General features: G+C 69.6%; 22 protein-coding genes and 1 pseudogene. 8 read left to right on the forward strand and 15 right to left on the reverse strand.

Annotated elements, in window-relative coordinates:
- The 5 genes and pseudogenes from ACTWQJ_RS16355 to ACTWQJ_RS16375 form a co-directional block, all read right to left on the reverse strand.
- Window positions 1-229 (reverse strand): annotated as a pseudogene (locus tag ACTWQJ_RS16355) (DUF5624 domain-containing protein); the annotation flags it as partial.
- A gap of 43 nt (window positions 230-272) precedes the next feature.
- Entirely contained in the window at window positions 273-1,367 is a 1,095-nt protein-coding gene (locus tag ACTWQJ_RS16360) for a hypothetical protein (protein WP_443307360.1), read from the reverse strand.
- A gap of 97 nt (window positions 1,368-1,464) precedes the next feature.
- A complete protein-coding gene (locus ACTWQJ_RS16365) occupies window positions 1,465-2,817 on the reverse strand; it encodes an FAD-binding oxidoreductase (RefSeq protein ID WP_443307361.1) in 1,353 nt (450 codons plus the stop codon).
- Between the two features lie 66 nt (window positions 2,818-2,883).
- Complete coding sequence (locus ACTWQJ_RS16370; RefSeq protein ID WP_443307362.1) at window positions 2,884-3,636, reverse strand: SDR family NAD(P)-dependent oxidoreductase; 753 nt, start codon at window positions 3,634-3,636, stop codon at window positions 2,884-2,886.
- A 102-nt stretch (window positions 3,637-3,738) separates the two neighbouring features.
- Window positions 3,739-4,383 (reverse strand): isochorismatase family protein, encoded by a 645-nt coding sequence (locus tag ACTWQJ_RS16375; RefSeq protein WP_443307363.1) that lies wholly within the window; start codon window positions 4,381-4,383, stop codon window positions 3,739-3,741.
- A gap of 253 nt (window positions 4,384-4,636) precedes the next feature.
- Between ACTWQJ_RS16375 and ACTWQJ_RS16380 the strand changes: the two genes are divergently transcribed.
- Window positions 4,637-5,242: a TetR/AcrR family transcriptional regulator gene (locus ACTWQJ_RS16380; RefSeq protein ID WP_218516036.1), complete on the forward strand. Its 606-nt coding sequence runs from the start codon at window positions 4,637-4,639 to the stop codon at window positions 5,240-5,242.
- A gap of 114 nt (window positions 5,243-5,356) precedes the next feature.
- Here the strand turns inward: ACTWQJ_RS16380 and ACTWQJ_RS16385 are convergent, their stop codons facing one another.
- From ACTWQJ_RS16385 to ACTWQJ_RS16400, 4 genes are all read right to left on the reverse strand, one after another.
- A complete protein-coding gene (locus ACTWQJ_RS16385) occupies window positions 5,357-5,812 on the reverse strand; it encodes an SsgA family sporulation/cell division regulator (RefSeq protein WP_443307364.1) in 456 nt (151 codons plus the stop codon).
- 131 nt (window positions 5,813-5,943) lie between these two features.
- Entirely contained in the window at window positions 5,944-6,915 is a 972-nt protein-coding gene (locus ACTWQJ_RS16390) for an alpha/beta hydrolase (RefSeq protein ID WP_443307365.1), read from the reverse strand.
- Window positions 6,916-7,489: 574 nt separating this feature from the next.
- Window positions 7,490-8,341: a helix-turn-helix domain-containing protein gene (locus ACTWQJ_RS16395; protein ID WP_443307380.1), complete on the reverse strand. Its 852-nt coding sequence runs from the start codon at window positions 8,339-8,341 to the stop codon at window positions 7,490-7,492.
- Between the two features lie 61 nt (window positions 8,342-8,402).
- Complete coding sequence (locus tag ACTWQJ_RS16400; protein ID WP_443307366.1) at window positions 8,403-9,485, reverse strand: helix-turn-helix domain-containing protein; 1,083 nt, start codon at window positions 9,483-9,485, stop codon at window positions 8,403-8,405.
- 797 nt (window positions 9,486-10,282) lie between these two features.
- On the opposite strand from ACTWQJ_RS16400, the gene ACTWQJ_RS16405 reads away from it, so the two are divergent.
- Window positions 10,283-11,569 carry an MFS transporter gene (locus ACTWQJ_RS16405; RefSeq protein WP_443307367.1) on the forward strand — a complete coding sequence of 429 codons (1,287 nt, stop codon included), beginning with the start codon at window positions 10,283-10,285 and terminating at the stop codon, window positions 11,567-11,569.
- Between the two features lie 99 nt (window positions 11,570-11,668).
- Here the strand turns inward: ACTWQJ_RS16405 and ACTWQJ_RS16410 are convergent, their stop codons facing one another.
- On the reverse strand, window positions 11,669-14,542 hold the full coding sequence (locus ACTWQJ_RS16410; RefSeq protein WP_443307368.1) for a helix-turn-helix transcriptional regulator: 2,874 nt from the start codon (window positions 14,540-14,542) through the stop codon (window positions 11,669-11,671).
- Between the two features lie 314 nt (window positions 14,543-14,856).
- The gene (locus ACTWQJ_RS16415; protein ID WP_443307369.1) at window positions 14,857-15,738 is read right to left on the reverse strand and encodes an alpha/beta fold hydrolase; all 882 of its coding nucleotides are present in this window, start codon (window positions 15,736-15,738) and stop codon (window positions 14,857-14,859) included.
- 128 nt (window positions 15,739-15,866) lie between these two features.
- Here ACTWQJ_RS16415 and ACTWQJ_RS16420 point away from each other — a divergent pair, with 128 nt between their 5' ends.
- On the forward strand, window positions 15,867-17,852 hold the full coding sequence (locus ACTWQJ_RS16420; RefSeq protein ID WP_443307370.1) for a BTAD domain-containing putative transcriptional regulator: 1,986 nt from the start codon (window positions 15,867-15,869) through the stop codon (window positions 17,850-17,852).
- Window positions 17,853-17,899: 47 nt separating this feature from the next.
- Here the strand turns inward: ACTWQJ_RS16420 and ACTWQJ_RS16425 are convergent, their stop codons facing one another.
- The gene (locus ACTWQJ_RS16425) at window positions 17,900-18,547 is read right to left on the reverse strand and encodes a VanZ family protein (RefSeq protein ID WP_443307371.1); all 648 of its coding nucleotides are present in this window, start codon (window positions 18,545-18,547) and stop codon (window positions 17,900-17,902) included.
- Between the two features lie 188 nt (window positions 18,548-18,735).
- Here ACTWQJ_RS16425 and ACTWQJ_RS16430 point away from each other — a divergent pair, with 188 nt between their 5' ends.
- Both ACTWQJ_RS16430 and ACTWQJ_RS16435 read left to right on the forward strand, forming a co-directional pair.
- On the forward strand, window positions 18,736-18,933 hold the full coding sequence (locus tag ACTWQJ_RS16430) for a hypothetical protein (protein ID WP_443307372.1): 198 nt from the start codon (window positions 18,736-18,738) through the stop codon (window positions 18,931-18,933).
- 95 nt (window positions 18,934-19,028) lie between these two features.
- Window positions 19,029-20,030, forward strand: coding sequence for a phosphotransferase family protein (locus ACTWQJ_RS16435; RefSeq protein WP_443307373.1), 1,002 nt, complete (start codon window positions 19,029-19,031; stop codon window positions 20,028-20,030).
- Window positions 20,031-20,056: 26 nt separating this feature from the next.
- Here the strand turns inward: ACTWQJ_RS16435 and ACTWQJ_RS16440 are convergent, their stop codons facing one another.
- From ACTWQJ_RS16440 to ACTWQJ_RS16450, 3 genes are read right to left on the reverse strand one after another with little or no spacing between them, the layout of a single operon-like run.
- Entirely contained in the window at window positions 20,057-20,896 is an 840-nt protein-coding gene (locus tag ACTWQJ_RS16440; RefSeq protein WP_443307374.1) for an IS5 family transposase, read from the reverse strand.
- A gap of 37 nt (window positions 20,897-20,933) precedes the next feature.
- The gene (locus ACTWQJ_RS16445) at window positions 20,934-21,347 is read right to left on the reverse strand and encodes a hypothetical protein (RefSeq protein WP_443307375.1); all 414 of its coding nucleotides are present in this window, start codon (window positions 21,345-21,347) and stop codon (window positions 20,934-20,936) included.
- Between the two features lie 3 nt (window positions 21,348-21,350).
- Window positions 21,351-22,361 carry a DUF6192 family protein gene (locus ACTWQJ_RS16450; RefSeq protein ID WP_443307376.1) on the reverse strand — a complete coding sequence of 337 codons (1,011 nt, stop codon included), beginning with the start codon at window positions 22,359-22,361 and terminating at the stop codon, window positions 21,351-21,353.
- Between the two features lie 684 nt (window positions 22,362-23,045).
- On the opposite strand from ACTWQJ_RS16450, the gene ACTWQJ_RS16455 reads away from it, so the two are divergent.
- From ACTWQJ_RS16455 to ACTWQJ_RS16465, 3 genes are all read left to right on the forward strand, one after another.
- Window positions 23,046-24,224: a DUF932 domain-containing protein gene (locus ACTWQJ_RS16455; protein ID WP_443307377.1), complete on the forward strand. Its 1,179-nt coding sequence runs from the start codon at window positions 23,046-23,048 to the stop codon at window positions 24,222-24,224.
- Between the two features lie 688 nt (window positions 24,225-24,912).
- A complete protein-coding gene (locus tag ACTWQJ_RS16460; RefSeq protein ID WP_443307378.1) occupies window positions 24,913-25,041 on the forward strand; it encodes a hypothetical protein in 129 nt (42 codons plus the stop codon).
- A 215-nt stretch (window positions 25,042-25,256) separates the two neighbouring features.
- On the forward strand, window positions 25,257-25,379 hold the full coding sequence (locus ACTWQJ_RS16465) for a hypothetical protein (protein WP_443307379.1): 123 nt from the start codon (window positions 25,257-25,259) through the stop codon (window positions 25,377-25,379).
- The last annotated feature ends 223 nt before the right edge of the window (window positions 25,380-25,602 follow it).

Below are 25,602 nucleotides of genomic sequence, written 5' to 3' on the forward strand. Positions count from 1 at the left end.
AGACGCCGGCGAGTTCCTTGAAGCCCTTGGTGGAGAAGCGGAAGCCCTCGACCGTGGGGGGCTTGCCACCGCCGGGGTAGAGCGCGAAGTCGGTACCGGTGGCGACGATCAGCGGTGCGTCGGCCGTGTCGGCGGCGGCGGTACGGGTGAGGTGGGAGCCGATGCTGGTGGGGCCGGCCGTGTAGGTGGTGAACAGATCGACGAGCTCAGGGCTTTCATTGACGGCCATGGAAGTTCCTTCTTGTGGAGCTGAGGATCAGTGGGACGGGGTTTTAGAGGGTGAAGCGGTAGAGCACGGTGCGGGCGGCGAAGCGCACGTCGGCGGTGAGGCTGTGGGAGACCGCGATCAGCAGCCCTTCCTCGTCGTCGTGGATGACGGCGACGTCGGTGGCGCCCGTGGTGGGAAAGGTCTCCGTGCGCACCAGCTGCCCGTCGCGCCACTGGTAGATCTCGGAGTCGAGGTCGGTGGTCGGGTCTGCCGGAGTGCCCAGGACGAAGTTCACCCGCACGACGTACAGCGTCCCGTCCGGGCTCGGCACGACGGCGAATTCGCGCGCTCCCTGCCCGGGCAGCGTCTGATGGACGACGAAGCGCGAGCCGTCCCAGCGCAGCAGCTGCGACTCGCTCTGCAGCCGGGCCACCAGCAGGAAGAAGTCGCCGTCAACGGTGAAGTGCACGAACGCGCGGCCGTGCCGGTCGGCCAGCTCCTGGTGGGGCTGGAACTTCTCACCGTCAAAGCGGTAGAGCACCGACGGACCGACGTGCTCCGCGTGCGCCAGGAAGTAGTGACCGTCGACTGCGAAGGCATGCCAGTTGTACGCCCACCGGGAGTCGATGTCCTGGAAGTGGACGAAGCGTTCACCGTCCCAGACGAATATCCGGGAGGGCAGGTTGTCGTCCTCCTGTCCGGGGACGATGACTCCCTGGGCCAGGGCAAGGAAGTGACGGTCCTCGATCGTGAAGTGCTTCCACTGCTTGGCGGCGAAGCTGTCGAAGGACTGGAACTCGACGAAGGAGCTGCCGTCCCATTCCAGGACACGTGACGTGGCGGCGAACTGATAAGGGCCCTTACCGGTGCGGATGCTGGCCACTGCGAGGAAGGCGCGGTCGCCGATGCGGAAGAACTCCGCGTCCTCACCGCCCGGCAACGACACGCGCTGGAACGGCTCGTACCCCTGCTCGCCACGCTTGAACAGCAGCAGATCGGTGTCACTGTCTCCCCCGTTCATGTCCACCGGGGTGCCTGGCACGTCGTAGGCGAGCTGGGGAATGGCGAGCAGATGCAGGCCGTCCAGGTCGAAGGGCTCCACGCCCCGGGCGCCCGAGGTGGGGATGGACTGGAACTCGGTGAGGTGTGTGCTGGGCATGGTTGTCGGGCCTCTCCGCCGGAGTACGGGTGGTGGGTGCATTGACCGGGGCACGGTCCGTGTCGACGTGTCGCTCCCGGGGCTGCCGTGGGCCGGGTCAACCGGGAAGGTCTGCCGACGGCAGGGCGAAGTTGTTGTCGAAGACGTGGTCGGGGTCGTAGCGCGACTTGAGGAGCACGAGCCGGTCCAGCACCGCCCCGGGGAAGGCGTCCTGCAACTGCTGTCGTCCGGTGCCCGTTTCGAAGCTCAGGTAGAGCCCCTTCAGGTGCGGGTGAAGCCGTTCCCAGTGCCGGTCCAGGTTCCTGCGTCCCGCCGGCACGGTGGCGGCCATCAGCGAGAAGTTCTGCGTGCGGTGCGCGTAGGCCGTCGCGGTCGAGGGCGTGTCGTTGACCGCTCCGCCGACGGACCGCAGCTGCACCATGGGCGCCCTTCCGGTCACCAGTACCGACGCGATGGCCGCGGCGGCGGGCTCGGTGAGGTGCTCCAGCAGCCCGGAGCGCGACACCGTGAGCGGCTGCTGCGCGTACTGCGCTGCGTGCGTGGCTGGCAGCAGCTGGTGGTACGGAGTGACGAAGGCCTGGTTCCGCAGCACGGGTCCGGCGGACAGCACGGGTGCGAGCGCCTCGCGCGCCGTCTCGGTGTCCGCCCCCGCGTGCACGGTCATCGCCTGGGCGACGGGCTGTCCACCGGGGCCCGCCATGAGAGTCAGGAAGCTGGTGACCGTTCGGGGTGCCGCCTCCACGGCGGCCCCCCACCGGGTCAGGAACGCGGCTGTGTCCCCGGCGTCGAACGTGGTGACCGCGGCGATCACGTCGCCCACCGGCTTCGCCTGGAACTCGAACGCCGTCGCGACCCCGAAGTTGGCTCCCGCGCCGCGTACCGCCCAGAACAGATCCGGGTCGTGTTCGGCGTCGGTCCGCACGAGGGAGCCGTCCGCCAGGACGAGTTCGGCGGCGCGCATGTGGTCGATGGTCAGGCCGTGCAGGCGGGACATGAGGCCGATACCGCCGGTGGTGGCCAGCCCACCGACTCCGACGTCCCCGGTGTCTCCGGAGGACAGGGCCAGACCGTGGGGCGCGAGCTGGGCGGCGACGTCTCCCCAGCGTGCTCCCGCTTCCACGCGTACCAGCCCGGATCGGGCGTCGAGCACCTGCACGGCGCTCAGTTCGGAGAGGTCGAGGACGATGCCGCCGTCGTTGGTGGAGCGGCCGCTGATGCCGTGGCCGCCGCTGCGCACGGTCAGGGGAAGCTGTGCGGTGCGGGCGTGGGCCAGGGCGGCTGCGATGTCCTCGTGATCGCGGACGCGTATCACGGCGGCCGGTGATCCGGTGCGGGTGTAGGTGTGCCGCACGGTGTCGTAGTCGCTGTCGCCCGGCCGGATCGCGACCGCGGCGAGACTGTCGGGGAGGGGCAGCCGAGAGGCCGGCGGTGAGCTGTCGATGGTGTGCATGGATGCCTCCGCGGTCTCCGTACGGGGACGGGGATCCGCACGTGTCCTTGTACTGGGGCGGGGGTCCTACTGGGGTGGCGTGGTCCGCACGCCATGGGCGCGGGTGATCAGGTACTGCAGCGAGGCGTCGGCGTACGGGCCGCTGCGGGCGATGAGCCGGCCCGCGTGCCTGCCGAGGTCCTCGGCGCTGAACCAGCCGGGGTTGTCCGCGCCGATCGCGGCCCGTGGACGGGTACGGATGGGGCCGATGATGAGCTCGTACACGCGGGGGCCCGCACCGTTCAGTTCCGCGTCCAGTGAGCGCACCAGCGACTTCTTCGCCGCGTTGGTGGCTCCCACGAGGGCGGCGAACGGATAGGGGATGTCCGCGCTGAAACCGCTCAGGTGCACCAGCGCTCCCTCTCGGGACAGCAGGGGGGTGAGCGCACGCAGCGCGTGGAAAAGGCTCGTCAGGTTGGAGGCGATCATTTCCTCCCACTCACGGTCGGAGATGTCGAGGATGCCGGTGCGCTCCGGGCTGCCCCAGTCGCCGATCGAGACGACGGCGCCGTCGAGCGCGCCGTAGGGCGACAGCTGTGCGCGCACCTTCTCGCTGTTGGCATCGCCGACATTGACCGTCCGGGTGATCAGGGTGCCGGGCCCGGCTTCCTTTGCGTAGTCGGCGAGACCGGCCAGTCGTTCCTCGCTGCGACCGGTGGCCACGACGGTGGCTCCCTGGCGAAGCAGCGCGAGGGTCATTCCCTCGCCGATGCCACCGGTCGCGCCCGCCACCAGAACGGTCCGCCCGGACAGCAGCCGGTCCTCCTGTATGTCGCTCATGAGGCGCTCTCCTCTCTGCGTGGCGGGCCGAGACCCGCTATGGGGTGGGTATGGATGGGTGCGGTGACTGGCCGGTACTCGCGGGTGCTCGCGTCGACAGCCTCAGGCGGCCGTGGCGGCGCGCTTGCCCAGTTCGACGGCGTTGCCGAAGGAGAGGGCGCTCATGGCCATGGCCGGGACGTTCTCCTGCATCAGGCGCATGCGGTGCGGGGCGTCGTGGAACTTGGGGTCGAGCTGGAACTCGGCGGCCAGGGAGAACCAGGTCACCGGGACGACGCCGGCCTGGACCATGCGCTGCACCGCCGCGTTGTGGGCCTCGAGCGAGGGGCTGGCGGAGGCGTCGACCGCCACGTGCACGCGGTAGCCCTCGCGCAGGCCGCCCAGCACGGTCTGCAGCACGCACCCGTCGGTGGCGATGCCGCCGATCACCAGGTTCTTCCGGCCCTCCGCCCGGACCGCCTCGGCGAACGACTCGTCCAGGAAGGAGTTGAAGTCGACCGCGCGCTCGATGACCGGCTGGTCACCGATGGCCTCCAGCAGCTCCGGGTACAGCGGGCCGGACGGCTTGCTGGACTGGCCGTTGGTCACCACCAGGCCGCTCTCGTACCACTTCGCCGTCTTCGCCAGGCCCACGACGTTGTTGATGTGCTCCGCCAGGTCATGGGAGCGCAGCAGGTTCGCGAAACCGACGGCGTAGTCGACGAGGACGACGGTGGTGTTGGCCGGGGTGAGGGGCTCAGGTGCCATGACTGGCCTTCTTTCTCTTGTGGTGAACGGCAGCGACGGTTCGGCCGCCGAGCAGACCGAGCGAGACGACTCGCTGGTGACCGCTTGGTCATTAGTGAAGGTAGCCCCTCGGGGTCCTAATGTCCAGGTGGTCACTTAAAAAGTTTCACCAGCTCGGAGTAAATGGGGTGAATTCGTGCAACTAGGCGCCCTTGGCTCTCGCGCCTAATGACCAATGGGTCAGCACGTTAGTAACCTTGTGTACACTTACGAGATGGACACGCCACCCACGAACCTCGCCGACCAGGACGCCACTCCGGCCAAGAAGCGCAGGCGGGACCCGGAAGCAAGCAGGGCCGCGATCCTCGAAGCCGCCCGGGCCGCCTTCGCCGAGCGCGGCTACACCAAGACGACCGTCCGCGACGTCGCACGCCGGGCCGGAGTGACCCACGGCCTGGTCCTGCGGCACTTCACATCCAAAGAACAGCTGTTCCTCGCCGCGGTTCCCAGCCCCCGCACGCTCATGGCGGAAGTGGCCGGCGACCCCAAGACCTTGCCGACGCGCATCGCCCGGTCCTACGTCCGGCGCATGACCGAGAGCGGAGGCAGCGACCCCTTCGTGGCCATGCTGCGTGCGGTGGCCTCGGAGGAGGAGACCGCCAAACGGTTGTTCACCGCGATGCAGCAGGACAGTCTGGAGATGTACCGGCAGGTGATTCCGGGTCCAGAACTGGAGGAGCGTGTGGCGTCTGTGGGCGCCTATCTCATCGGGGTGACGTTCTCCCGGTACGTCTTCAGGAGCGGACCGCTGGCCGAGATGTCGGACGAACAGCTCGTCCGGCATCTCGTCCCCAACCTGCGCAGCATTCTGCTGGACTGATGGGGACCGACTGAGCACCTTCGCCGCCAGAGCGTCTCTTGTGGCTGGCTCCGGCCGACCCTTGTTGTCCTGTCGCCTTGGCGAGGCGAGCGCGAAGGGCCGTCGACGTTGTGGTCAGTGGTCCTCGAGCGGGTCGGCCACCAGTCCGTCCCAGTCGAGACCGGTGAGTTCCTCGCCGGGCGGGACCAGGTCGTATGTCTCGAAAAGCCAGTCCTCCACCCGGTGCAGGTCCAGTTCGAATAGCACCCGCATGCCGCAGCGCTCCAGGCGCAGGCGCAGCATCGGCCGACCTCTGCTGATCCTCGGCCAGACCCGCACGTCCCCGATCCCCGTCGGCGCCAGCAGGCCGTCGTGGAGAAGGTCACGGCCGATCCGCCAGGTGATGGGAGGCCCACCTTCCGGGTGGAAGGTGACCGAGACGACGAGGGGATCACCGCGGTCGAAACGGAACTCCACCCGGAGCGGAATCCTGTAGGAGTCCCAAACGATCCGGAAGATCCGCAGTGACAGGGGGGCTATCTCGTTCGGCTTCGGCCCTGGGGCGCGGGGGGCGGGTTGGTTCTCCGTCATGAGCTCGACTTTCTGGTGCGGTTTCTTGCACGGCATGCTTCCTGCGGTACCACCGCCCTCTGGGGGACACGCCCCCGACGCATCGCTCATCTGGCCGTGAGTCGCGCCCAGTTAACGCGGCGCGCTCCGAGTCAAGCGGTGTGAAGGGCGGTGTGCAGGGCACCGGCGGCCATCGTGATGGCGGCCTCGGCGGCGTGGGTCTCGCGCAGGGCGTTGAGCATGACGAAGTCGTGGATGATGCCCTGGAAGCGGACGGCGGTGACCGGGACGCCGGCCTCGCGCAGCTTATTGGCGTATGCCTCGCCCTCGTCGCGCAGCACGTCGGCCTCGCCGGTGATGACCAGGGCCGGCGGCAGTCCGGTGAGCTGCTCGGTGGTGGCGCGCAGCGGGGACGCGGTGATCTGGGCGCGCTCGGCCTCGTCCGTCGTGTACTGGTCCCAGAACCACTGCATGGCGTCGCGGCGCAGGAAGTACCCCGTGGCGAACTGGTGGTAGGAGCCGGTGTCGAAGCTCGCGTCGGTGACCGGATAGAACAGCATCTGCTGCACCAGCGGGACATCACCGCGTTCCTTGGCCATCAGGGTCAGCGCGGCGGTCATGTTGCCGCCGACGGAGTCTCCGGCTACGGCCAGGCGGGAACCGTCCAGTCCCTTGGACGCGCCCTGCTGCACGACCCACTGCGCGACCGCGTAGTTCTGCTCGATGGCGACCGGGTAACGGGCCTCGGGGGAGAGGTCGTACTCGGGAAAAACGACCGCGGCGTTCGCGCCGACGGCGAGTTCGCGCACCAGGCGGTCGTGCGTGTGGGCGTTGCCGAACACCCAGCCCGCACCGTGGATGTAGAGGATCACCGGCAGCGTCCCCTCGACGCCGGCGGGCCTGACGATGCGCGCCCGGACACTGCCCGTCGGCCCGCCCGGGACGGTGACCCACTCCTCGTCGATCGCGGGCTTGTCGATCTCGCCGGACTGCACCTCGTCGACCGCCTTGCGGCCCTCAACCGGACCGAGATCGAACAGGTACGGCGGATTGGCGGTCGCCTCCGCGAAGGCAGCTGCAGCGGGCTCCAGGACCGGCTGAACCGGCTCGACGGCATCGGACATGTCAATCTCCTGGGGTTGGGTTGGTACACCGGCCCTTGCGGCGACATGACACGGATCATGCGCAGATCCCCCGGTGTGCGTTGATCGTCACGCTAAGACCTCTGCCTGGGCGGTGATTGATGGCGAGCGCACCGCTGCTTGTTCTTCAGCGAACGGCAGGTGTCGCCGACCGTCACCCGCCGTTGAGCGGTTCTGCTCCGCGGACCAGCCGTCCGTCCCCGGCCGCGAGACGGTCGGCGCATGTACTCCTGCCGGCGTCTTTTACAGGACGACCACTGGATCATGGGGGGCGCGACGTTCCACCGGCTGCACCTGCTGCTGGACAAGCACGCGGCAGAGCAGAACTCGTCGGCACGCTCAGTGGGTTCAGGTTCCGGACGACGTCGCGGTCGGTGATCCGGCACGCCTCCGAGGTCACGCCGATCCGGGGCGGCACAGCTCACAGCTGCTGTTTACCCAGAGGCCGCCGCGCAGGTGCGCGGCCGGTCGAGGCGGGAGCCGGCGGGGGCCCGTCATGCCCCCAGCACGTCGCCGGGAGCTGTATGCCCTGCTGGCGTGGCTCTTTTCCGCCCCCTCAGCGAGCAGGGGCGGCAGCGTGCGCCGCCTGCCATTGGCTCGGGGACATGCCATAGGCGGCCCGGAACGCCCGGGTGAAATGGGCGGGATGGGGGAATCCCCAACGCTGTGCGATCGCCGACACGCTGGGAGCGGATCGCCCGCCGCGGTGGAGTTCCTCGCGGCATTTCTCCAGGCGACGCTGCTTGATCCAGCGGCTCACGGTCGTGGCTTCGCCTTGGAACAGTTTGTGCAGGTAGCGCACGGAGATCTGGTGGGCGCTCGCGATCGCCCCCGGTGTCAGGTCAGGGTCGGCGAGGTGCTCTTCGATGAACGTTTTGATCCGCAGGAGCAGCGCATGGGAAGCATCGGGTTCGGCGCTCCCGTCCCCGTCATGGCCGAGCTGCCCGGCGAAGAGACTCGCGAGGAGGTTCATGGCGTGGCCCGCGAGCCGCTCGCCCACCTCGGGTCCGCAGTCCGCCGCTTGAGTGGCGAGCCCGGAAAGGAAGCACGAGACCAGCGCGCCCAGCCCCTGGTCTCCGCGGACGGTCGTCCAGGTGATCCGTCTCAGTTCGGCGCTGTTCAGCCCCAAGGCATGGCGCGGGACGACAAAGCACACGGTTTGTCCTTCGGACCGCAACCGGCATGGACGGGCGGGCTCGAAGACCGTGAAGTCTCCCGCCCGCAGGACCGCTTCCCTTCCGTCCTGGGTGAGCGTCCCCGGCCCGCCGCACTGAAGGGCGATGGCCAGGTGTTTCTCCCGGCCACCCGCCGTCAGGCTCGGCCCGCCGACCGGCTGGTCCGCCTCGCCGTCCACCGTGAAGATCTCCACATAGGCGAGGTGGCGGGTCGTCGCGCCGTTGCCGGGCACACTGGTCAAGACATCCATGGTTCGCCCTGTGCTGGCTCACAGACGGCGCATGTGCCCGTCTCTACGTTGCAGTTCCTTGCTCCGGCAGGTCAGGCAGCGGCCACCCCGGGGCAGGCAGGCTGCTGCGTTCCTGCCACTCGCGCGGCGACATCCCGTAGGCCGCGCGGAACGCCCGACTGAAGTGGGCCAGGTCGGTGAAACCCCAGCGCCGTGCGACCGAGCTCACCGTGGGGGTGCGGGGGCCACGGGGGTCCAGCTCGCGGCGGCACTCCTCGAGCCTGCGCCGCAGGACCCACCGGCTCACGGTCATGCCTTCGCCTTCGAAGAGCTTGTGCAGATAGCGCGTGGAGATGCCGTGCGCCCGGGCGATCGACTCGGGCGACAGGCCGGGATGGGCCAGGTTGCGGTTGATGAAGAACCGGATCCGCAGAAGCAGGGCGCGCTGGGCGGTCTCGGCGTCGATCCTGTCGTGACCGAGTCGTTCTGCACACAGCGTGGCCAGCAGGTCGGTCACGTTGCGTGCGAGCTGTTCGCCGACCTCCGCGGTGTGCGATGCGGCGGTGTCGGCGAGGCGCGACAGGAACGGCGACAGGAGCCGACCCAGTCCCTCGTCACCAGGGATGATCCCTCCGGTGAGGCCGTGCAGATCGGAATCCGGCACGAGCAGGGCAGGCCGCGGCAGCATGACCGACACGATCTCGACCGGATCCGTATACACCGATGCATACGGGCCGTACGAGGTCAGGATGACCATATCGCCCGGTCGCATTGCGCCGGTCTCCCTGCCGTCCTGTGCGAGCATCCTCGGTGCTCCACGGCGATGCAGGCCGACGGTCACGTATTCCTCGGGATCATGCGAGAGCAGGCGGCGGGTGCGGCTGACATGAGCCGGACCGGACAGCACCCTGTTTATTCGCAGAGGACCGAGCTGGTCGGTGGTGATGGAGGCCGAAAACGGTCCCGGCCCTTCGAGAAAGGTCATGTCGTGGCGGAAGTGTGTCTGCATCACGGCGTCGGCGAAGAAGGCGTGCCGGTCGTGTGGCGGTACCTGTTCTGTGGAAACGATGACGGTCATGGTGACTCCGGTGAAACCTTTCTGCCATGCAGTGTCTGCGGTCATTGCCACCTGCACCGGTGCGGGCACGTACTCCGCATCTGCGGAGTCACCGCCTGACCGACTGCGGGGTGATGCGCACGAGGCCGCCCTGTCCGCTGGTCGCCCATATCGCGATGGGGCTGCGCGGTGCGCGACGGCCGACCGGATCGTCCCGGACGACCCCACCGTCGCCGTTTGTATCGGGAGGATCGGCTGCCTGGCTGACCCACTTCCGACCTCGGTCGCTCGCTTGCTGAGGAAGGCGAGCAGCGTCTCGTTGGCCTTTTCGGTGTTGTTCAGGCGATGTTGTACGGGCTGCCTCAACAGGGATCAGGCGGGCTTCCTTCATCAGCACGGGCCCGTACGCGGTCGCGTGGAGGGGCAGGACACGGTTGGCCCTGGCCGTAAGCGTGGACGTATGTAGCGATATCAGCACGTTTGTCTGTGCTGATCCGGACGTGGGGCATGGCTGGCTCCGGTTACGTCGGTGTGGCCGACCAACGCCTGCACATCGGGTGGTCGGCACGCCTGAGTTTCCGGTGCCCGAGGCCGCGAGACATCTGTCAAATGACAGCGGTCGGCGTCACAGGTGGGCGCGAATGGCTGCTGAGAGGCGGTACGGGAGACTCCGGCCTCACGGGCGACTCCGGCGCTCGTCACCCTCCCCCGCGTGTGCCGCTCCTCATCAAGAAGCCCCCGTCCGTCCCTTGCCTACGCACCGGCCCGCGCTTACCTTTGCCCCTACTCACACGTGTCCATACCACGTGTGAGTACCTGTGTCAGCGCTTTTTCGAGACGCCTCTCGCCGCATCCCCGTTCGCGTCTCCCAGCACGAAGGCGGTCGCATGACCACCACCCCTCCCCGCCCCGACCCCGCTCCTCCGTACACGGAGCAACGCCCCCCGCCAGAGCGCACCGCCCGCTCCTGGGTCGTCACCACGATGGCCCTGGCGCAACTGGGACTCTTCCTGGCCCTGCTCACCCCGGTCTTCTCCAGCCTGGCCATCAAGGTGCAGGACATCGTCCCCAAAGACGACGAGGTCTCCGCGCTCGGCCTGGTCAGCAGCCTCGGCGCACTGGCCGCGTTCCTCGCCAACCCGGTCTTCGGCCGGATCAGCGACCGGACGAAAGGCCGGTTCGGCCGGCGCCGGCCATGGCTGGTGATCGGCGCCCTGGGACTGACCGTCGGCCTCGCCGTCATCGCCACCGCGCAGAGTCTGGCAGTCGTCGCCGTTGCCTGGTTCCTGAGCCAGATGTTCGCCAACGCCGCCCTGGCCGCGTTCACCGCGTCGGTCGCCGACCAGATACCGGTCTTCCAGCGGGGCAAGGTCGCCGGCCTGATCGGCGTCATGCAGAACCTGGCCATCCTCGGCGCCGCCTACGCGGCGAGGGTCCTCGGCACGGACATGCTCCTGCTGTTCATGGTTCCGGCAGCGGTCGGGCTCGTCCTGGTCGTGCTGTACGTGATCGTCCTGCCCGACAAGCCGCTGCCGCAGCGTCCGCCGTCCGGAGGCGGCCTTCGTACGGTGCTCAGGACGTTCTGGGTGAACCCCCGCAAGCACCCGGACTTCGCCTGGGCCTTCGTCTCCCGCTTCATGGTGATCCTGGCGATGTTCATGTTCACCACCTTCCGACTGCTGTTCCTCCAGGACCAGCTGGGTCTGTCGGACGACCGGGCGGTGTCCGTCATGGCCACCGGCGTGCTGGTCTACACCGTGGTCCTGATGGCTGCCGGCCAGCTGGCCGGATGGCTGTCCGACCGCTTGCGGCGCCGCAAGGTCTTCGTCGGGTTCTCGGCGCTCGTCTTCGGCATCGGCACGGCCATGTTGATCACGACTCACTCCGCAGCCGGCTTCTACGCCGCCGAAGCAGTCCTCGGCCTCGGCTTCGGCGTCTACGCGGGCGTGGACCTCGCCCTCGTCCTCGACGTCCTGCCCGATCCGGAGGACTCGGCCAAGGACCTGGGCGTGTTCAACATCGCCAATGCCGCACCGCAGTCCATCGCTCCAGCCATCGGCGCGCTGCTGGTCAACACCGCGGGCGGCCGCGAATACCACCTGCTGCTCGGCGTCGCCGCCGCGGTTTGTGTGGTCGGCGCCCTGGCCGTCATCCCCATCAGGAAGGTGCGCTGATCCGTGTCCACGGGTCATCCCACGCCGCCCGGACCACCACCAACGTCAGATGCTCACCGGCGCCGACGCCTGGTCGCCGCGACCTGACAGCGGTTGGTGTCAGAGACCGGTGGGAATGGCTGCGGGGTCGCGGTTGAAGGCCTCCCGGGCGATCTCCACGCGGCTGCGCAAGCCGAGCTTGGCGAGGATGTGGGAGATGTGCGTCTGTGTGGTGCGCCGGGTGAGGAACATGCTCTGTGCGATGTCGGAGGTGGAGCTGCCGGCCGCGACCAGGAGGGCGATCTTGTGCTCGGTCGGGGTCAGGGCGTCCCAGCCATGCGCGGGCCGCTTGGTCCGGGCGCCGCGCACGCCGCTGCGGATTCCGTACCGGCGCAGCCGCGCCTCGGCACGGCGGATGTCCCAGACCGCGCCGAATCCGCCGTAGAGGTCGAGCGCTTCGCCGATCAGGCGCTTGGACTCGCCCGTGTTCCCGTGTTCGACGAGGACGACGGCCAGGTCCTCCAACGTTCCCGCCAGCTCCACCGGCACGCCGACGGCCCGGTAGTGCTCCATCGCCGACCGCAGCGGCGCCGGATCGCGCTCGTAGAGTCCTGTGCACCAGTCGGCGGCGGCCGTGGCCCGGGCCGGGACCTGCTCGGTGGCTGCCTCGGCCCGGCAGGCAGCCAGCGCGGCCGCGGCGGCGGAGTCGTCGTCCACGGCGAGTGCCAGGCGGACAACCGTGGGCAGCCACTGGTGGATCAGCGTCATCTCGCCCGGCTCCCGGGTGAGGAGACCGCCGAGGTGCGAGAGGGCCAGGTGCGGGTCCCCCTTCTGCTCGGCGGAGAGCGCCCGCGCGAACAGCAGGAAGTCGGTGTTCTCCCGATCGGCGAGCGTGACCGGTGGCTGACGCAGCCCGGCCCGCAGGTGCCCCTCGGCCGCGGCGCGATCGTCCCGGCGGACGGCGATGAGGGCGGCCAAGCCGTGCCACAGCCACATGGGGCCGCGCTCGCGCAGACCCCGGTAGGTCATCGCGGAGACGCTCTGGTCGACCGATTCGAGCTCCGCCAGCGTGTCGTCCCACTGGCCCAGCCAGTAGGTGAGGACTGCGGCGGTGACGCTGAACCTGGCGTCATCGGTCCGGTCGTCGTCGAGCAGGAACTGCCGCGCCTCCCGAAGGGCTGCCTCGGCGTCCGACCACCGGCTCAGGTTCTGCAGGGTGAAGATCCGGGCATGCAGTGCATAGCACCGCAGGTCCACGTGGTCGTCGGTGGCGTTCAGTGTCTCCAGGGCCCGGTCCACGCAGTCGAGCGCGGACAGGTGTTGCCGCTGTACGGAATGGGTGAGCCACAGATCGGTGAGCGCGTACGCGATGGCGAACGTGTCTCCAGCACTCTCGCCGATCTCCAGTGCGCGGCGCGCGGTGGCGTCCGCGGCTTCCAGCGCGCCCGATCCGGCCCGCTGGAACATCGCCAACGAGCCGAGCAACCGGGCGCGCCAGGCGTCGGGCAGATCTTCCTCCAATGCCTGATCCAGCGTTGCGACCGCCGCGTCGTTGTCACCGCCGCTGAACAGCGCGCGGGCCAGCACCCAGTACATCCGCCCGCGGTCGGCCGGCTCTCCCGACACTGCCAGGGCCTGCCGGGCACGGCCCGCGGCCTTCTCGTGCTCGCCCGCGCCGACCAGGATCTGGGCAAGAGCCGCGCTCAACGCGGCACGGTCACGCTGGTCCGCGACCCCGTGTTCCAGTTCCCGGTCCAGCAGCTCGGCCGCGAGGCGCGGGGCCCTGACCGCCAGCACCGGCGCGGTACGGGCGAGCCAGCGCCGGGCCCAGCGGTCGCCGACGCGGCCCGACTCCAGCAGTTGCTGCGCCACCCGTTGGGGCTCGACACCGCCGATACCGTCCAGCGCCCGGGCAGCGTCCTGGTGCAGCGCAACGCGCAGCGCCGTCGGCATGCCGTCGTACAACGCCTGGCGGATCAGCGGATGCCGGAACGCCATCCGCTGACCGGCATCGACGAGGATCCCGGCTGCGACCGCCTCCTGGAGATCATCGGAGATGTCGATGGTGGACCGGCCCAGGACCGCTGCCACCTCCCCGACCGCGAACTCCCGGCCGAGCAGCGCGGCCACCCGCAGCATGTCGAGCGCGTCGGCCCGCACGAAGCTCAGCCGACTGTCCAGCGCCGCAGCCAGCGACCTCCGGACGGTGCCCAGCGAGGTCTCCCGCAAATCGGCACGCTCGCCGACCGTCACGCCGCCTTCACGCACCAGGGACTCGACCAGCTCCCGCACATACAGGGGATTGCCGCTGGCCTGGGCGGCAAGCTCGACCAGCGCGGGAGCCGGCGGCGCACCGGCGACATCGGACAGCAGATCGCGGATCGCGTCCGGGCCGAGGGGCCCCAACGAGATCGTTGTCGTGGCGTGGCCGCGCAGCGTGGCGCGCAGCTGCCGCATCCCGGATCCGCGGGGCACCGGTCGGAAGGACAGGACCAACAACAACGGCAGGTGCGCGGCGGTCGATGCCAGGCGTCGGCACACGTCCAGCGACGCGTCGTCGGCCCACTGTACGTCGTCGAGCACCATCATCGTCGGCACGGTCGCGCAGTCCTCCTCGACCAGGGTGAGGAGCATCTCGATCATCGCGGCGTGCACGGCGCTGCTCACGAGGAGGTCGGGCCGCTCGGCGCGCGCGAAGCGCAGCATCTCGGCGCGGCGGGCATCGTTCGCGCGCTGCGTGATCTCCAGGCAGTCGCACAGCAATCGCAGCGGCAACGGGTGCGCTGCCTGATCCGCGGTGCCGTGCAGCACCGTGCAGCCGGACTCCTGGCCGGCTGCGGCCGCCGCGGCGACCAGTGACGACTTGCCGATGCCGGGTTCACCCTCGACCAGGACCACGCCGCCGGCGCCGGTTCGCAGCTGTGCGATGGCGTCTCGCAGCACCGCCAGTTCGGCCTCGCGTCCGACAAGATGAGTCGGGAGGCCCAACGACATCGTCGGGTTCCCCCGCCGCACAGGGGGTATCCGGGGTCTACGAGTGGTGTCTCCTGCGCTCGTCATCATTTGACCGCTGTCCCACCGCTTTGCCCATCTTCGACACGGTTTCAACAGAAAGCGTACTGCCGTAGTCGCTGCGTGCCATGAGACGGTAAACCTGTAATGCGGTGAGGAAGTCGGAGACCGGACTGATGATCTTGAATGCGTGATGCTGTCATGGGTCGGGTTGCCGCTGCAGGACCTGAAAACTCCCTCCATCTGCCGTCAGAAGCTGCGGGTAAGTCGCTCCGGGCGCCGTCAGTGCGGCGTGCTCAGCGGACCACGAGCTTGCGGAGCTCCGAGGCGATCTGCTCGGGGGCTTCTTCGGCCATGAAGTGACCGCAGCTGACGGTCGTGTGGGCCAGCTTCGGTGCCCAGGCGGACCAGAGTGCCCGGGCGTCGAAGCCGAGGGCGGCGCCCCAGTCCTGCTGGAGCACGGTGACCGGCATCTCCAGTTGGCTGCCGGAGTTCCTGTCGGCCTGGTCGTGGTCGACGTCGATCTCGGCGGAGGCGCGGTAGTCGGCCACGATCGAGGGCACCGCGTCGCGGCAGGCATCCAGGTAAGCGGCGCGGATGTCAGCGGGAATGGCCTCGGGGTCGCGGGTCCAGATGTCGAGGAAATGACCGAAGAAAGCGTCCGGTGCGGCCGCGATCATCTGCTCGGGCAGGCCCGGGGGCTGGGCCATCAGGTAGAGGTGGAACCCGATGGCGGCTTTCGTTCCGCGCATCACCTGCCACATGTCGAGGGTCGGAAGAACGTCGAGGCAGGCCAGGTGGGTGATGGCGGCGGGATGGTCGAGTCCGGCGCGGAAGGCAACCAGGGCGCCGCGGTCGTGGCCCGCCAGTGCGAACCGCTCGTGGCCGAGCGCGCGGGCCAGGGCGACGATGTCGGCGGCCATGGTTCGCTTGGAGTACACGTCCGGGCCGGTCTCGGCGGGCTTGTCGCTCGCGCCGTAGCCGCGCAGGTCGGGGCAGATGACCGTGTGGTCCGCCGCGAGGTCGGCGGCGACGTGCCGCCACATAAGGTGGGTCTGAGGGAAGCCGTGCAGGAGCACGATCGGGCTGCCCGAGCCGCCGACGGCGGCGTTGAGGGCTATGCCGTCGGCGACCTGGACGCGCTGGTAGTCGAAGCCGGGGATGGTCGGTGCTGCCACGGTGTGCTGCTTTCGTCGGGTGTTCGAGGGTCCGCGGTCGGCGGACACGATCGAGTTTGCCGCGCGCGAATCAGCATCCGATCAGCGCGTACCGTGGCAGGCGGGCAGGGCAAGGTCGGGAGGCGGGGATGGAGCGGATCACCTTCGGTGTGCTCGGGCCAGTGGTCGCGTGGGATGCGGCCGGTGGCGTTCTCGGGCTGAAGGGGCCGCGGCACCGGGCAGTGCTCGCTCGGCTGATCACGGCGCGCCGACGCGTGGTTCCGCTCGCCCACCTCGTGGAGGACCTGTGGGAAGAGCCCGGGCCGGGCGCCGTGGGTGCCGTACAAACCTTCGTCGCCGCGCTGCGCCGCGTCCTGGAGCCGGACCGCCCGGCCCGGGCCCCGGCCCGTCTGCTGGTCACCGAGGGCCCCGGGTACGCGCTGCGGGCAGCACCGGATGCCGTGGATGCCTGGCGGTTCGAGGCGGCCGTCGGTGCCGCCGCGAAGCTGCCGCCCACGCGGGCGCTGGAACAACTGCAGGCCGCGCTGGACATGTGGCGTGGCCCGGCGTACGCGGAGTTCGTCCAGGAGAACTGGGCACGCAGGGAGCGCTCCCGCTTGGCCGAGCTGCGGCTGCAAGCGGTGGAGCAGCAGGCGCAGGCCCGGCTGGCTCTGGGGCTGGCCGCCGAGGCGGTACCCGACCTGGATGCCCACCTGGCCGAGCATCCCTGGCGTGAGGAGGCCTGGCGGCTGCTGGCCCTGGCGCTCTACCGCACGGGCCGGCAGGCGGATGCACTCGCGGTACTGCGCCGGGCCCGCACCATACTGGCCGACGAGCTGGGCCTGGACCCCGGCCCGGAGCTGCGCCGACTGGAGACGGACATCCTCACCCAGGACCCGCGCCTCGACCTGCCGGACGAACCGATGACGGCGGCGGCCCGGCTGTGGACACGGGCGGCCGCGGCCTACGACCGCACGGTCGCCGCAGGCCCGCGGGCCCGGCTGGAGGCGACAGTCGGACTCATCCGCAATCTCGCGGTCACCGGAGGCGGCGGGCTGCAAGCGGCCCTGGAGAACCGCCTGGCGGCCATCACCGCGGCGGAAGAGCTCGGCGACCCGGAGCTGACCGCCCGCGTGATCGGCGCCTACGACGTCCCCGCGATCTGGACCCGCAACGACGATCCGCAGCAGGCGCAGCAGATCGTCGCGGCCGCCGAGCGCACCCTGGCCGCCCTGCCAAGCGGCGGCCCACACGAGTCGGCGCGCTGCCGCCTGCTGGCCATGGTCGCACTGGAGATGCGCGGCACCCGCTCCGCACGCGGCCCGCAGGCCGCACGCGAGGCGGAGGAGATTGCCCGGCGCCTGGACGATCCCACATTGCTGGCGTTCGCCCTCAACGGGACGTTCATGCAGTCCTGCACCCGGGCCGGGCTCGCGCCGAGACGGGATGCGCTCGGTGCGGAGCTGGTCGCGCTGGCCGTCCGGCACGGCCTGGTGACCTTCGAAGTACTCGGCCACCTGATCCAAGTGCAGGCGCGCAGCGCGCTCGGTGACTTCCGGGCGGCCGACGAGCACGCCGCCGCCGCGGATCGTCTGGCCGAGCGCCACGAACGGCCACTGGCGAGTGTCTTCACCCAGTGGTACCGGGCGCTGCGTCTGGCTGCTTCCGGGCAGACCGCACAGGCGGAGGCCGCGTACCGGGCGGCCTCCGCACGGCTGGACGGTGCCGGCATGCCCGGCGTCGAGCACGGCCTGCTGCCCCTCGCCCAGCTGTGCCTGCGCCTGGCCGACGGCGGTACGTCGGCAGCGGCAGCAGCCGGACACGTCGACGCCGATGCGGACTGGGGCCCGTACCGCCCTTGGGCCGAGGCCTTCGTCCCGCTGCGCACCGGCCGCCGCGCCGAAGCCCGGGGGATGCTGCGCGCCTTGCCGGAGCCGCCCGCGGACCTGATGTACGAGGCGCTGTGCTGCCTGGAGACAGCAGTCGCACTGGAACTCGGTGACCGGGTCGCGCTGGAGCGACTCCACACCCGCCTGCTGCCGGCCGCGGGCGAACTCGCAGGTGCGGGCAGCGGCCTGGTCACCCTCGGTCCTGTGGACGGGTGGCTCGCCGCCATCACCGATGCGCTCGACTGACATGCTCGCATGCGGATCCGGCTGTGCGGCTCTCACCTGGCACGTGGTCAGGGGCGGACGTCATGGCCCCGCTGGTGCGCCTTTCTGGACGCCGGCCCGGCGTGCCCGTGTCCGGTGGCGGGGATGCCGACCGGGCGCGCGGAGGGCAGGGCGAGCTCCTGCACCAGCCCGGCCAGCGACCGAGCCCGGGCGGCCCACCGCAGGGCGAGGAAGCCCAGGACCGTGCCGAGGGTGTTGGCGATGACGTCGTTGATGTCCACGGAGCGGCCGTTGCTGAACAGGATGTACGACAGCATCTGCGTCAGCTCGATGGCCAGGCTGATCCCGGCACCGGCCAGAACGGCCCGTCCCGGGGAGGACACGCGGACGGACATCAGGGGCAGCAGCGCCCCCAGCGGCAGCATCATGATCACATTGGGGACGAAGCTGAAGTCCGCGATGATCAGCGGCACCCACTGGACCATCTCGTACCAGGGGGTCTGGTTGGCGTACGTCCCGAACACCACGTGCAGCGGGAAGATTGTCAGCTGGAGGACCGCCGCCGCGTAGAGAGCGCCGCCCAGCCGCAGCAGTGCATGCCTGCCGGTCCAGCCGGGGCTGCCGGCGCGGGCACGCAACAGAACCAGGACGGCGAAGAGGACCAGTGCGGGCACCAGCACCATGGCCGCGGAAACCGTGAAGTCGAGATTGACCATGCGTGTGAACACTTCCCTGTCGTGACAGCCCGTTGCCGTCGTCTCGCCCCGAGTGTCACCGCCTCGCACACCCTCGCGGATCTTCCGCAGGACAGGTTCCGCGGCCGCCCGTTACGACTTTCGGCAGACCGCGACGACCTACCGTGGACGGAGGCCGCACCCCGCACCGCCTTGTTAGGCTCGCCGGTGTGATCGTCCGCTGCAGCTCCTGGTCGCGCGTCCTGGCGTGGACGATCTCCCTGGCAGTACCGCTGGGCGCGCTTGGCCTGCTGGACCACCGGTGGGGTGCGTTCAGCGTCACGGGGTTCGGGGCTCCGCCGCTGGAGGCCGCGCTGCTCGCCGTGCTGGTGGCCCTCCTCGCCCCGCACCTGAGTAGGTGTTTTTGAAGGTAGGTCGAGGGCTGTGGCTCCGGAACAAACTGTTCGGCATTGAGCAGCGGCTCGCGTAGGGTGCCCCGGTCGTCGGACTTGAGAGGCGGGTTGTGGACGTGGCACCCCGGAAAGTAACGCGAGACCAGTTGGCGGGGGCGGCGCGGGCCGCGCTGGGGGGCGGGCGGCGGCTGGATTCGGTCGAGCGGCTCGCGGGCGGCAGCAGGAAGGGCGTGTACCGCCTGACGATGGACGACGCTGCGACGGCGATCGCCTATCTGTGGGAGGAGTCGGAGAACTACTGGCCGACGGCCGAGGGCGACGGCGACCTCACGGACCCGTTCTCACCTGGTGTCGGGCTCGACCTGTTCGAGGCCGCCCACGCGCGGCTGGACGCGCTCGGTCTGCGGGTTCCCCAGGTCTATCTGGTCGACCGCGAGCGCGTTCACTACCCGGCTGACCTCGCGATTGTGGAGGACTTCCCCGGCGAGGACCTGATGGACCTGTTCAACCGGGACCCGCGCGCGGCGGAGTCGGCGATGGCGCGTCTTTCCGATTCCTTGGCGGCGATGCGGAGTTATCGGGCGCCGTCTTTCGGCAAGGTAGCCCTGATCGACGCAGGCGGAATGTCGCGGGCGGTGTCGTGCGAGAAAGCCGCGTTCTACTTCGCGATGGGCTGCCTCGCCGAGGCGGCTTCGCGCGACCGGAGGATCGCGGACGCCCGCGAGCGGCTGGAGGAGCGGTTGCAAGAGCTCGCCGCATCGGTGCGGCCTCGTGCCGAGTACTCGGTCGTCCATGGCGAGTTGGGTCTGGACCACGTGCTGGTGGACCGGGACGGCAATCCCGTTCTGATCGACATCGAGGATCTGATGTACTTCGACGTCGAGTGGGAGCACGTGTTCCTTCAGCTCCGCCATCCCGAGGACCACTATCGGCGGTTGGCGGTGGAGGGCCTCGACGAGGACCGGCTCGCGCTCTATACGCTCACTCAGCGACTGTCGCTGACGGCGGGTCCGCTCCGGTTGCTGGAGGGAGACTTCCCCGACCGAGAGTTCATGCAGGGAATCGCCGAGCACCACTTGAACGAGGCGCTGGCACTGGTCGCGGTGGTTTAGGACGTGGAGCCGGGCATCGCACTGGGCTATTTCACCCAAGCGGTGCGGGGGCTCTTTCGGGTCAGGCGTCGGGTCATCATGGTGATGAGTGCCCAGTTCAGGTGCGCTTCGGAGTGCTGGGGCAGCCGCTCGTAGTCGCGTGCGTTGCGGCGGGCGTTCATGCACCAGCCGATCGTCCGCTCGACCTTCCAACGGCGTGGAAGGACGACGAAGCCCTTGGTGCCCTTGGGCCGGGAGACGATGCGCAGGGTGAGCCAGAGGCGTTCGCGGGCCCAGTCCACGAGGTCGCCGGCGTAGCCGCGGTCGGCCCAGACCTGGGTGATCTGCGGCTGGGTGAGGCGCAGGCGCCAGAACACGTCGCGGGCGGCGTCGCGGTCCTGGATGTCGGCGGGCGTCACCGTGATCATCACGGGCAGTCCGAGCGTGTCCACGGTGATATGTCGCTTGCGGCCGTTGATCTTTTTCGCGGCGTCGTAGCCGCGGCTGTTGCGGCCGACGGTGGAGGCTCCTTTGACCGACTGGGAGTCCACGATCAGCGTCACCGGGTGCGGGCAGCGGCCCTTGCCGGTACGGATCCGGCGGCGGAGCTGGTCACGGATGTAGGTGACGACTCCGGCCCGGTTCCACCGCCAGAAAAACCCGTAAACCGTCTCCCACGGGGGGAAATCCGCAGGCAGAGCCCGCCACTTCGCGCCGTTGTCGACGATGTAGCGGATGCCGTCGACGATCTCCCGCCGCGGCCACTTCTCCGGATGCCCGCCGGTCTTGGTCTGGCAGGCCGGCACCGGCAGGAGGGGTTCCAGGAGTGCCCATTCGGCGACGGAGGTGTCGGACGGGTAGCGGCGGCGACGGGAGGCAACGGGCATGGCGGGCTCGGCAGAGGTGATCGGCTGTGGACGGGGGCTATTTGGAGAGCTGGGCGAGGGTGGCGCGGACGCCGGTGAGCTGGGCGGTGGCGAGCTGGGCCCATTCGTCGTCGGGGTAGCGGGCCAGGTGCGGATCGAGCGTGCCCGTGATCACCCGGGTGAGCCGGCCGAGGATCTGCCGGAACTGCCGCTTGTCGTACTCGATCCAGTCCGCGGGATCGTCGGAGAACATGAACCCGTCGCGGCGGGTCCAGGTGATCGGAGTCAGGTTCTCGGCGGCGACGACGTCGCGGACGTGCCGGATGCCGCGGCCGACCTGCGAGCGGGTCAGGCGGGTGGCGGCCATGAGCTGGTAGATGTGCAGGCCCGCAGGGCGTGCTTCCATCAAGGCGACGCGGACGAGGTCGCCGTAGTGCTCGGCCAGCGGCCGGGCCTCCCGGCGTCGCGGCATGGCCTACTCGCCCTTGAGCAGTTGGACCAGCTGCTCGTCCAGGGTGAACTCGCCGTTGTCGAGGGCGCCTTCGAGCCAGTCCGCCGCCGCGCGGACCCGGCCGATCTGCCGGCGGACGGTCTCGCGCTCGTCCTCGGTGAACTCCTGCCCGCGCAGCTGCGGGACCAGGCGGCCCAGGGTGGCCACGAAGCCGTGGCAGGAGCCGACCAGGTCGAGGTATTCGATGGTGTGCTCGATCTTGCGGACGGCAGGGGTGCGCTCCCGGATCCGGTCGCGTGTCTCGTGCGAGTTGTCGAACTGGGCGCGATTGACGAGCATCCGGGCGGTGTCGTCGCGCATCGTCTTGTGGGCCACGGTAGGACGGCGCAGCAGGTCCGTGGTCACCTGTTGGGCGACGGTGTCGTCCCTGGTCAGCTCCGTGACGACCCGCACCCGTTCGGCCGGGGTGACGTGCTCGGAAACCGCCGGCCGCTTCAGCAGATCGGTGGCAACCTGGGCGGCGACCTCATCGTCGCGGGTCAGGTCGGCCACGGCCTGGACCTTCTCATCGACCGTGACCGGCCGGTCGACCCGCTGGCCGACAACCCGCTTCGCTCCGTCCGGCGTCCACTGCCTTGCTCCGGTGCGCGGGTTGAACGGCGCGTCCTCGATCGCCGCCCACCGCTCGTCCTCGTCCACGACCGACGCGAGGATGCGGTGAACCGTGAACGACACGCCCTCCTTGCGGCGCTTTTCCGGCCACCGGTTGGCGGTGTAACGCCAGTCCTCCACCGTCCGGCGTTCGACGCCGATGTCGTCCGCGAACATCTGCAACGACTCCGTCACGGTGAACAGGTCGTCCGTGCCATTCGGCATCGACCCGCCCACCGCCCTCATCGGCTCGATCTCCAACGCCATGTCACCCAGGGCAAATTGCGAGCGGGCGATCTGCGCGATCAGTTCCTTGGCCTGGGTGACGAGCTGTTCGTAACGCTGCCGGGTGACGTTCCCGATCCGGTCGCTCACGTCGGTCATGATGACCACCGCCCTCACCCGGGTCCGGCCAGCCACCACGACGTGACCGGTTAAAAGGGCGCCGGCCCCGGTCGCTGTCCACCGTGACGCGCGCGCGACACGCCGGGACAGGGCGTGAACCGGGGGCGCTCGAAGCGCACGGGCTTTGCTCTCAACTGCCCTGCAGAACGAGGGGTGTTCGAGGTGTTCCCGAGGCGTTCGGCTAGGGCGTTTCCGTAACGCTGTTCCGCGACGCCTGCCGCTGACGGCAGGCCCGCACCCGGCAACGGTCCGAGCAGTACACCGCAGCCCTCGACCGTTCCACCCCCACCGTCCACGACCGCCCACACACCGGGCACTCCGCATGCTCTCCCCGCTGCATCGCAGCCACCCGTTGCCGGGTCCGCTGAAGCCTCCGCCACCGCCGTGACCTGCACCGACCCGAACAGAACACCGCCTCTGCCGCCATCGTCTGCGGCAGTGGATCACCACACTCCCGGCAGTACCGCCGAGCCGTCCCGCCAGCCCCCACACCACAGATCATCCAGCCGTACCCACCTCACGGCCAGGGATCAAAAACACCTACTAAGTGTGCTGGTCAGGAGTGGGTTCACTCACCCCTGAAACAAACTATTATTGATAGTGTTCGGGGGTGGTGGCCCCGCCCCCGAACCGCAGAAGCCAACACGAAGGGGAGAACACCGCATGACTCAGCAGTTCGCCGAGCGCGCCACGAACGTGGCCCCCACCGGTGCCCGTAACGCCGAACTCGCCGACCTGGTCCGCATCCTGGAGGACCAGAACCGGCGCAAGCTGGACGTGATCGCCCCCGCGTCCGCACTGCGGTTCCGTGAGGGCAACGTGCACGTCGAGGGCGTGGAGTCCCTTCTCACCGAGGACGGCGTGACGGAGGTGGACGGCATCTACCGGCCCACCGCCGTCGCCGACGAGGGGATCGCCGACAAGCTCCGCATCCCGCTCGCCTACCTGCGCCGCATGCGCACCGACAACGTCCCGCTCCTGGACGAGAACGTGAACGCATGGCTGCGCCAGGAGCCGCAGCGCCGGTTCATGCTGCGCGCGTTCCGGGGCGAGAACTGCCCCGGCATGCCGCCCGCCGAGGGCGTGGCCCGCGCGCTGCTGTCCGACAGCTACAAGCTGATGGACAACTTCGACATGCTGCTGGCCGCCCTGGACGGGGTGCAGCAGTCCGGACACCCCACGCGCGTGACCGGCTGTGACCTGACGGACCGGCGCATGTACGTGCGCGTCGAGTCCGAAGCAGTCGCCATCCAGGCCCCCGAGCTGCTGCGCGGCTACCGCTCCCCGTTCGACGGCCGCAGCGGTGACGAACTGCCCGTGATCTCCGCAGGGTTCGTCATCACCAACAGCGAGGTCGGTGCCGGGGCGTACACCATCACCCCGCGCGCGGTCATCCAGGTCTGCCGCAACGGCCTGACCGAGACCAAGGACATCATGCGTGCCGTGCACCTGGGCGGCAAGCAGGACGAAGGAGTCGTGTCCTGGTCCGGGCAGACACAGCGCAAGACGCTGGAACTGATCACATCCAAGACCGCAGACGCCGTCCGCACCTTCCTGTCCCGCGAGTACGTCGAGGCCAAGGTGCGCCAGGTGGAGACGGCCGCCGGTAAGACGCTGGCAGAGCCGACGAAGACCATCGAGCACGTCACCAAGACGCTCAGCATCGGAGCCGAGGCCAAGGACATGATCCTTGCCCACTTCGTCCGAGGCGGTCAGATGACGGCCGGAGGCGTCCTGCAGGCCATCACGTCCACCGCACAGACCCTCACCGACGCCGACCAGGCCGCCGCCCTCGAAGCGCTCGCACTGCCCGCCCTCACGGCCGCCGCCACACACGGCTGACAAAGCCCCCGCGCGGGTCGGCCCCTCCCCCACCCATCCGGCCCGCGCGGGCCCTCACAGCACGGAGCGCTGACGCATCCCGCAGGAACACAGTCCCCCGTGCGGGCAGGCAACCTTCCCCGAGCCCGGCCCGCATGCGGGCCCCAACAGCCCCGAGCACGGAGCGCTCACCCCGCCTCAGGAGCGCGGAGCGCCCCCGCTGGCCCTGCCGCGTAGCGGCAGCGCGACGCGTCGGCGGAGCAGACCGCGCGCCCAGAAGACCCCCACCGCGCCACACGACACGTGCGCCGGCCCCCGGTGCTCACCGCCCCGTCCGCAAGGAGTACCCGCATGCCCGCACGCCCGGAGCTCACCCGCCCCGACGACACCGCCATAGCGGCCGCCATGAGCCGCACCCTGACCGCGCTCACCGCCCTGGTCCAGGCATTCGGCGACGGCGAACACACAATCAACCTCGTGGCCGAGCGCACCGACGACACGTTCGTCCGGGCGCACGCCGACCTCTCATTCGGCACCGCCCCGCTACGCCTGGCCGTCCTGGACGAAGACGACTTCGACGCACTGCGCACGCTGCTGGTGTTCGCACTGGAAGGCAGCACCTTACGCAGCGCCGTCCTGGTCGCCACCACCGCTGCCGAGCCCAACCCGTGCGTGCGGCTGGACCGTACGGAACGGGTGGCTGCACCCCATGGACCCGGCCGAACTCCAGCAGGCCGTCATCCCGTGCCCCGACGTCTCCGCCGTACTGCGCGAGGTCTACGACGCCCCGGTCCTGCCCCAGATCCACGACACCGACGAGGAGAGTCCCCGTGGCTGACAAGCCCGCAGCCACCGCGAAGGACGACAGCACCAGCCCCAGGGACCCCGAGGACATCCCCGCCGGGCAGCCCCTCCCTGGCATCCGGCTTATCGCCTACCGCGTACCTGAGTGGGGGATCTCAGGTTCCTACCTCCCTCAACACCCCGCAGCGTGGGGGCGGATCGGGACGCCGATACGAGGCCACCCCAGACTCAGCGGCCAGCACCCAGCCGATGGTCATTCAGCTGAAGATCGGCGACCGCGACCTGGGTGAGGTCGTCATCGATCCGCTGCGTAAGGCGATCGCGGCTCGTGGCGGGATCGTGCAGACCGCGATCGGACAGGGCCGAGGCTGACGCACTGAGGGGTACGCACTAGGGGCCTGTTCTGAGTTGAGATCACGGCGGGCGAGAGCGCCACTGGCTGATACTGCTTGGACCTGGGCCTAGGGTCAATGCCGTTGCGTTACGGGTCTGGTGGTCTTGGCGTGTGGATCACGACGGCGTCGGTGGCTGTCCGGGTCGGCTGGGGCCAGTGCCGGTGCTCGGCTCTCTTGAGGTGGTAGTTGGACATCTTGCG

The organism is Streptomyces sp. KR55 (assembly GCF_052245645.1).
Lineage (GTDB): Bacteria > Actinomycetota > Actinomycetes > Streptomycetales > Streptomycetaceae > Streptomyces > Streptomyces flavusporus.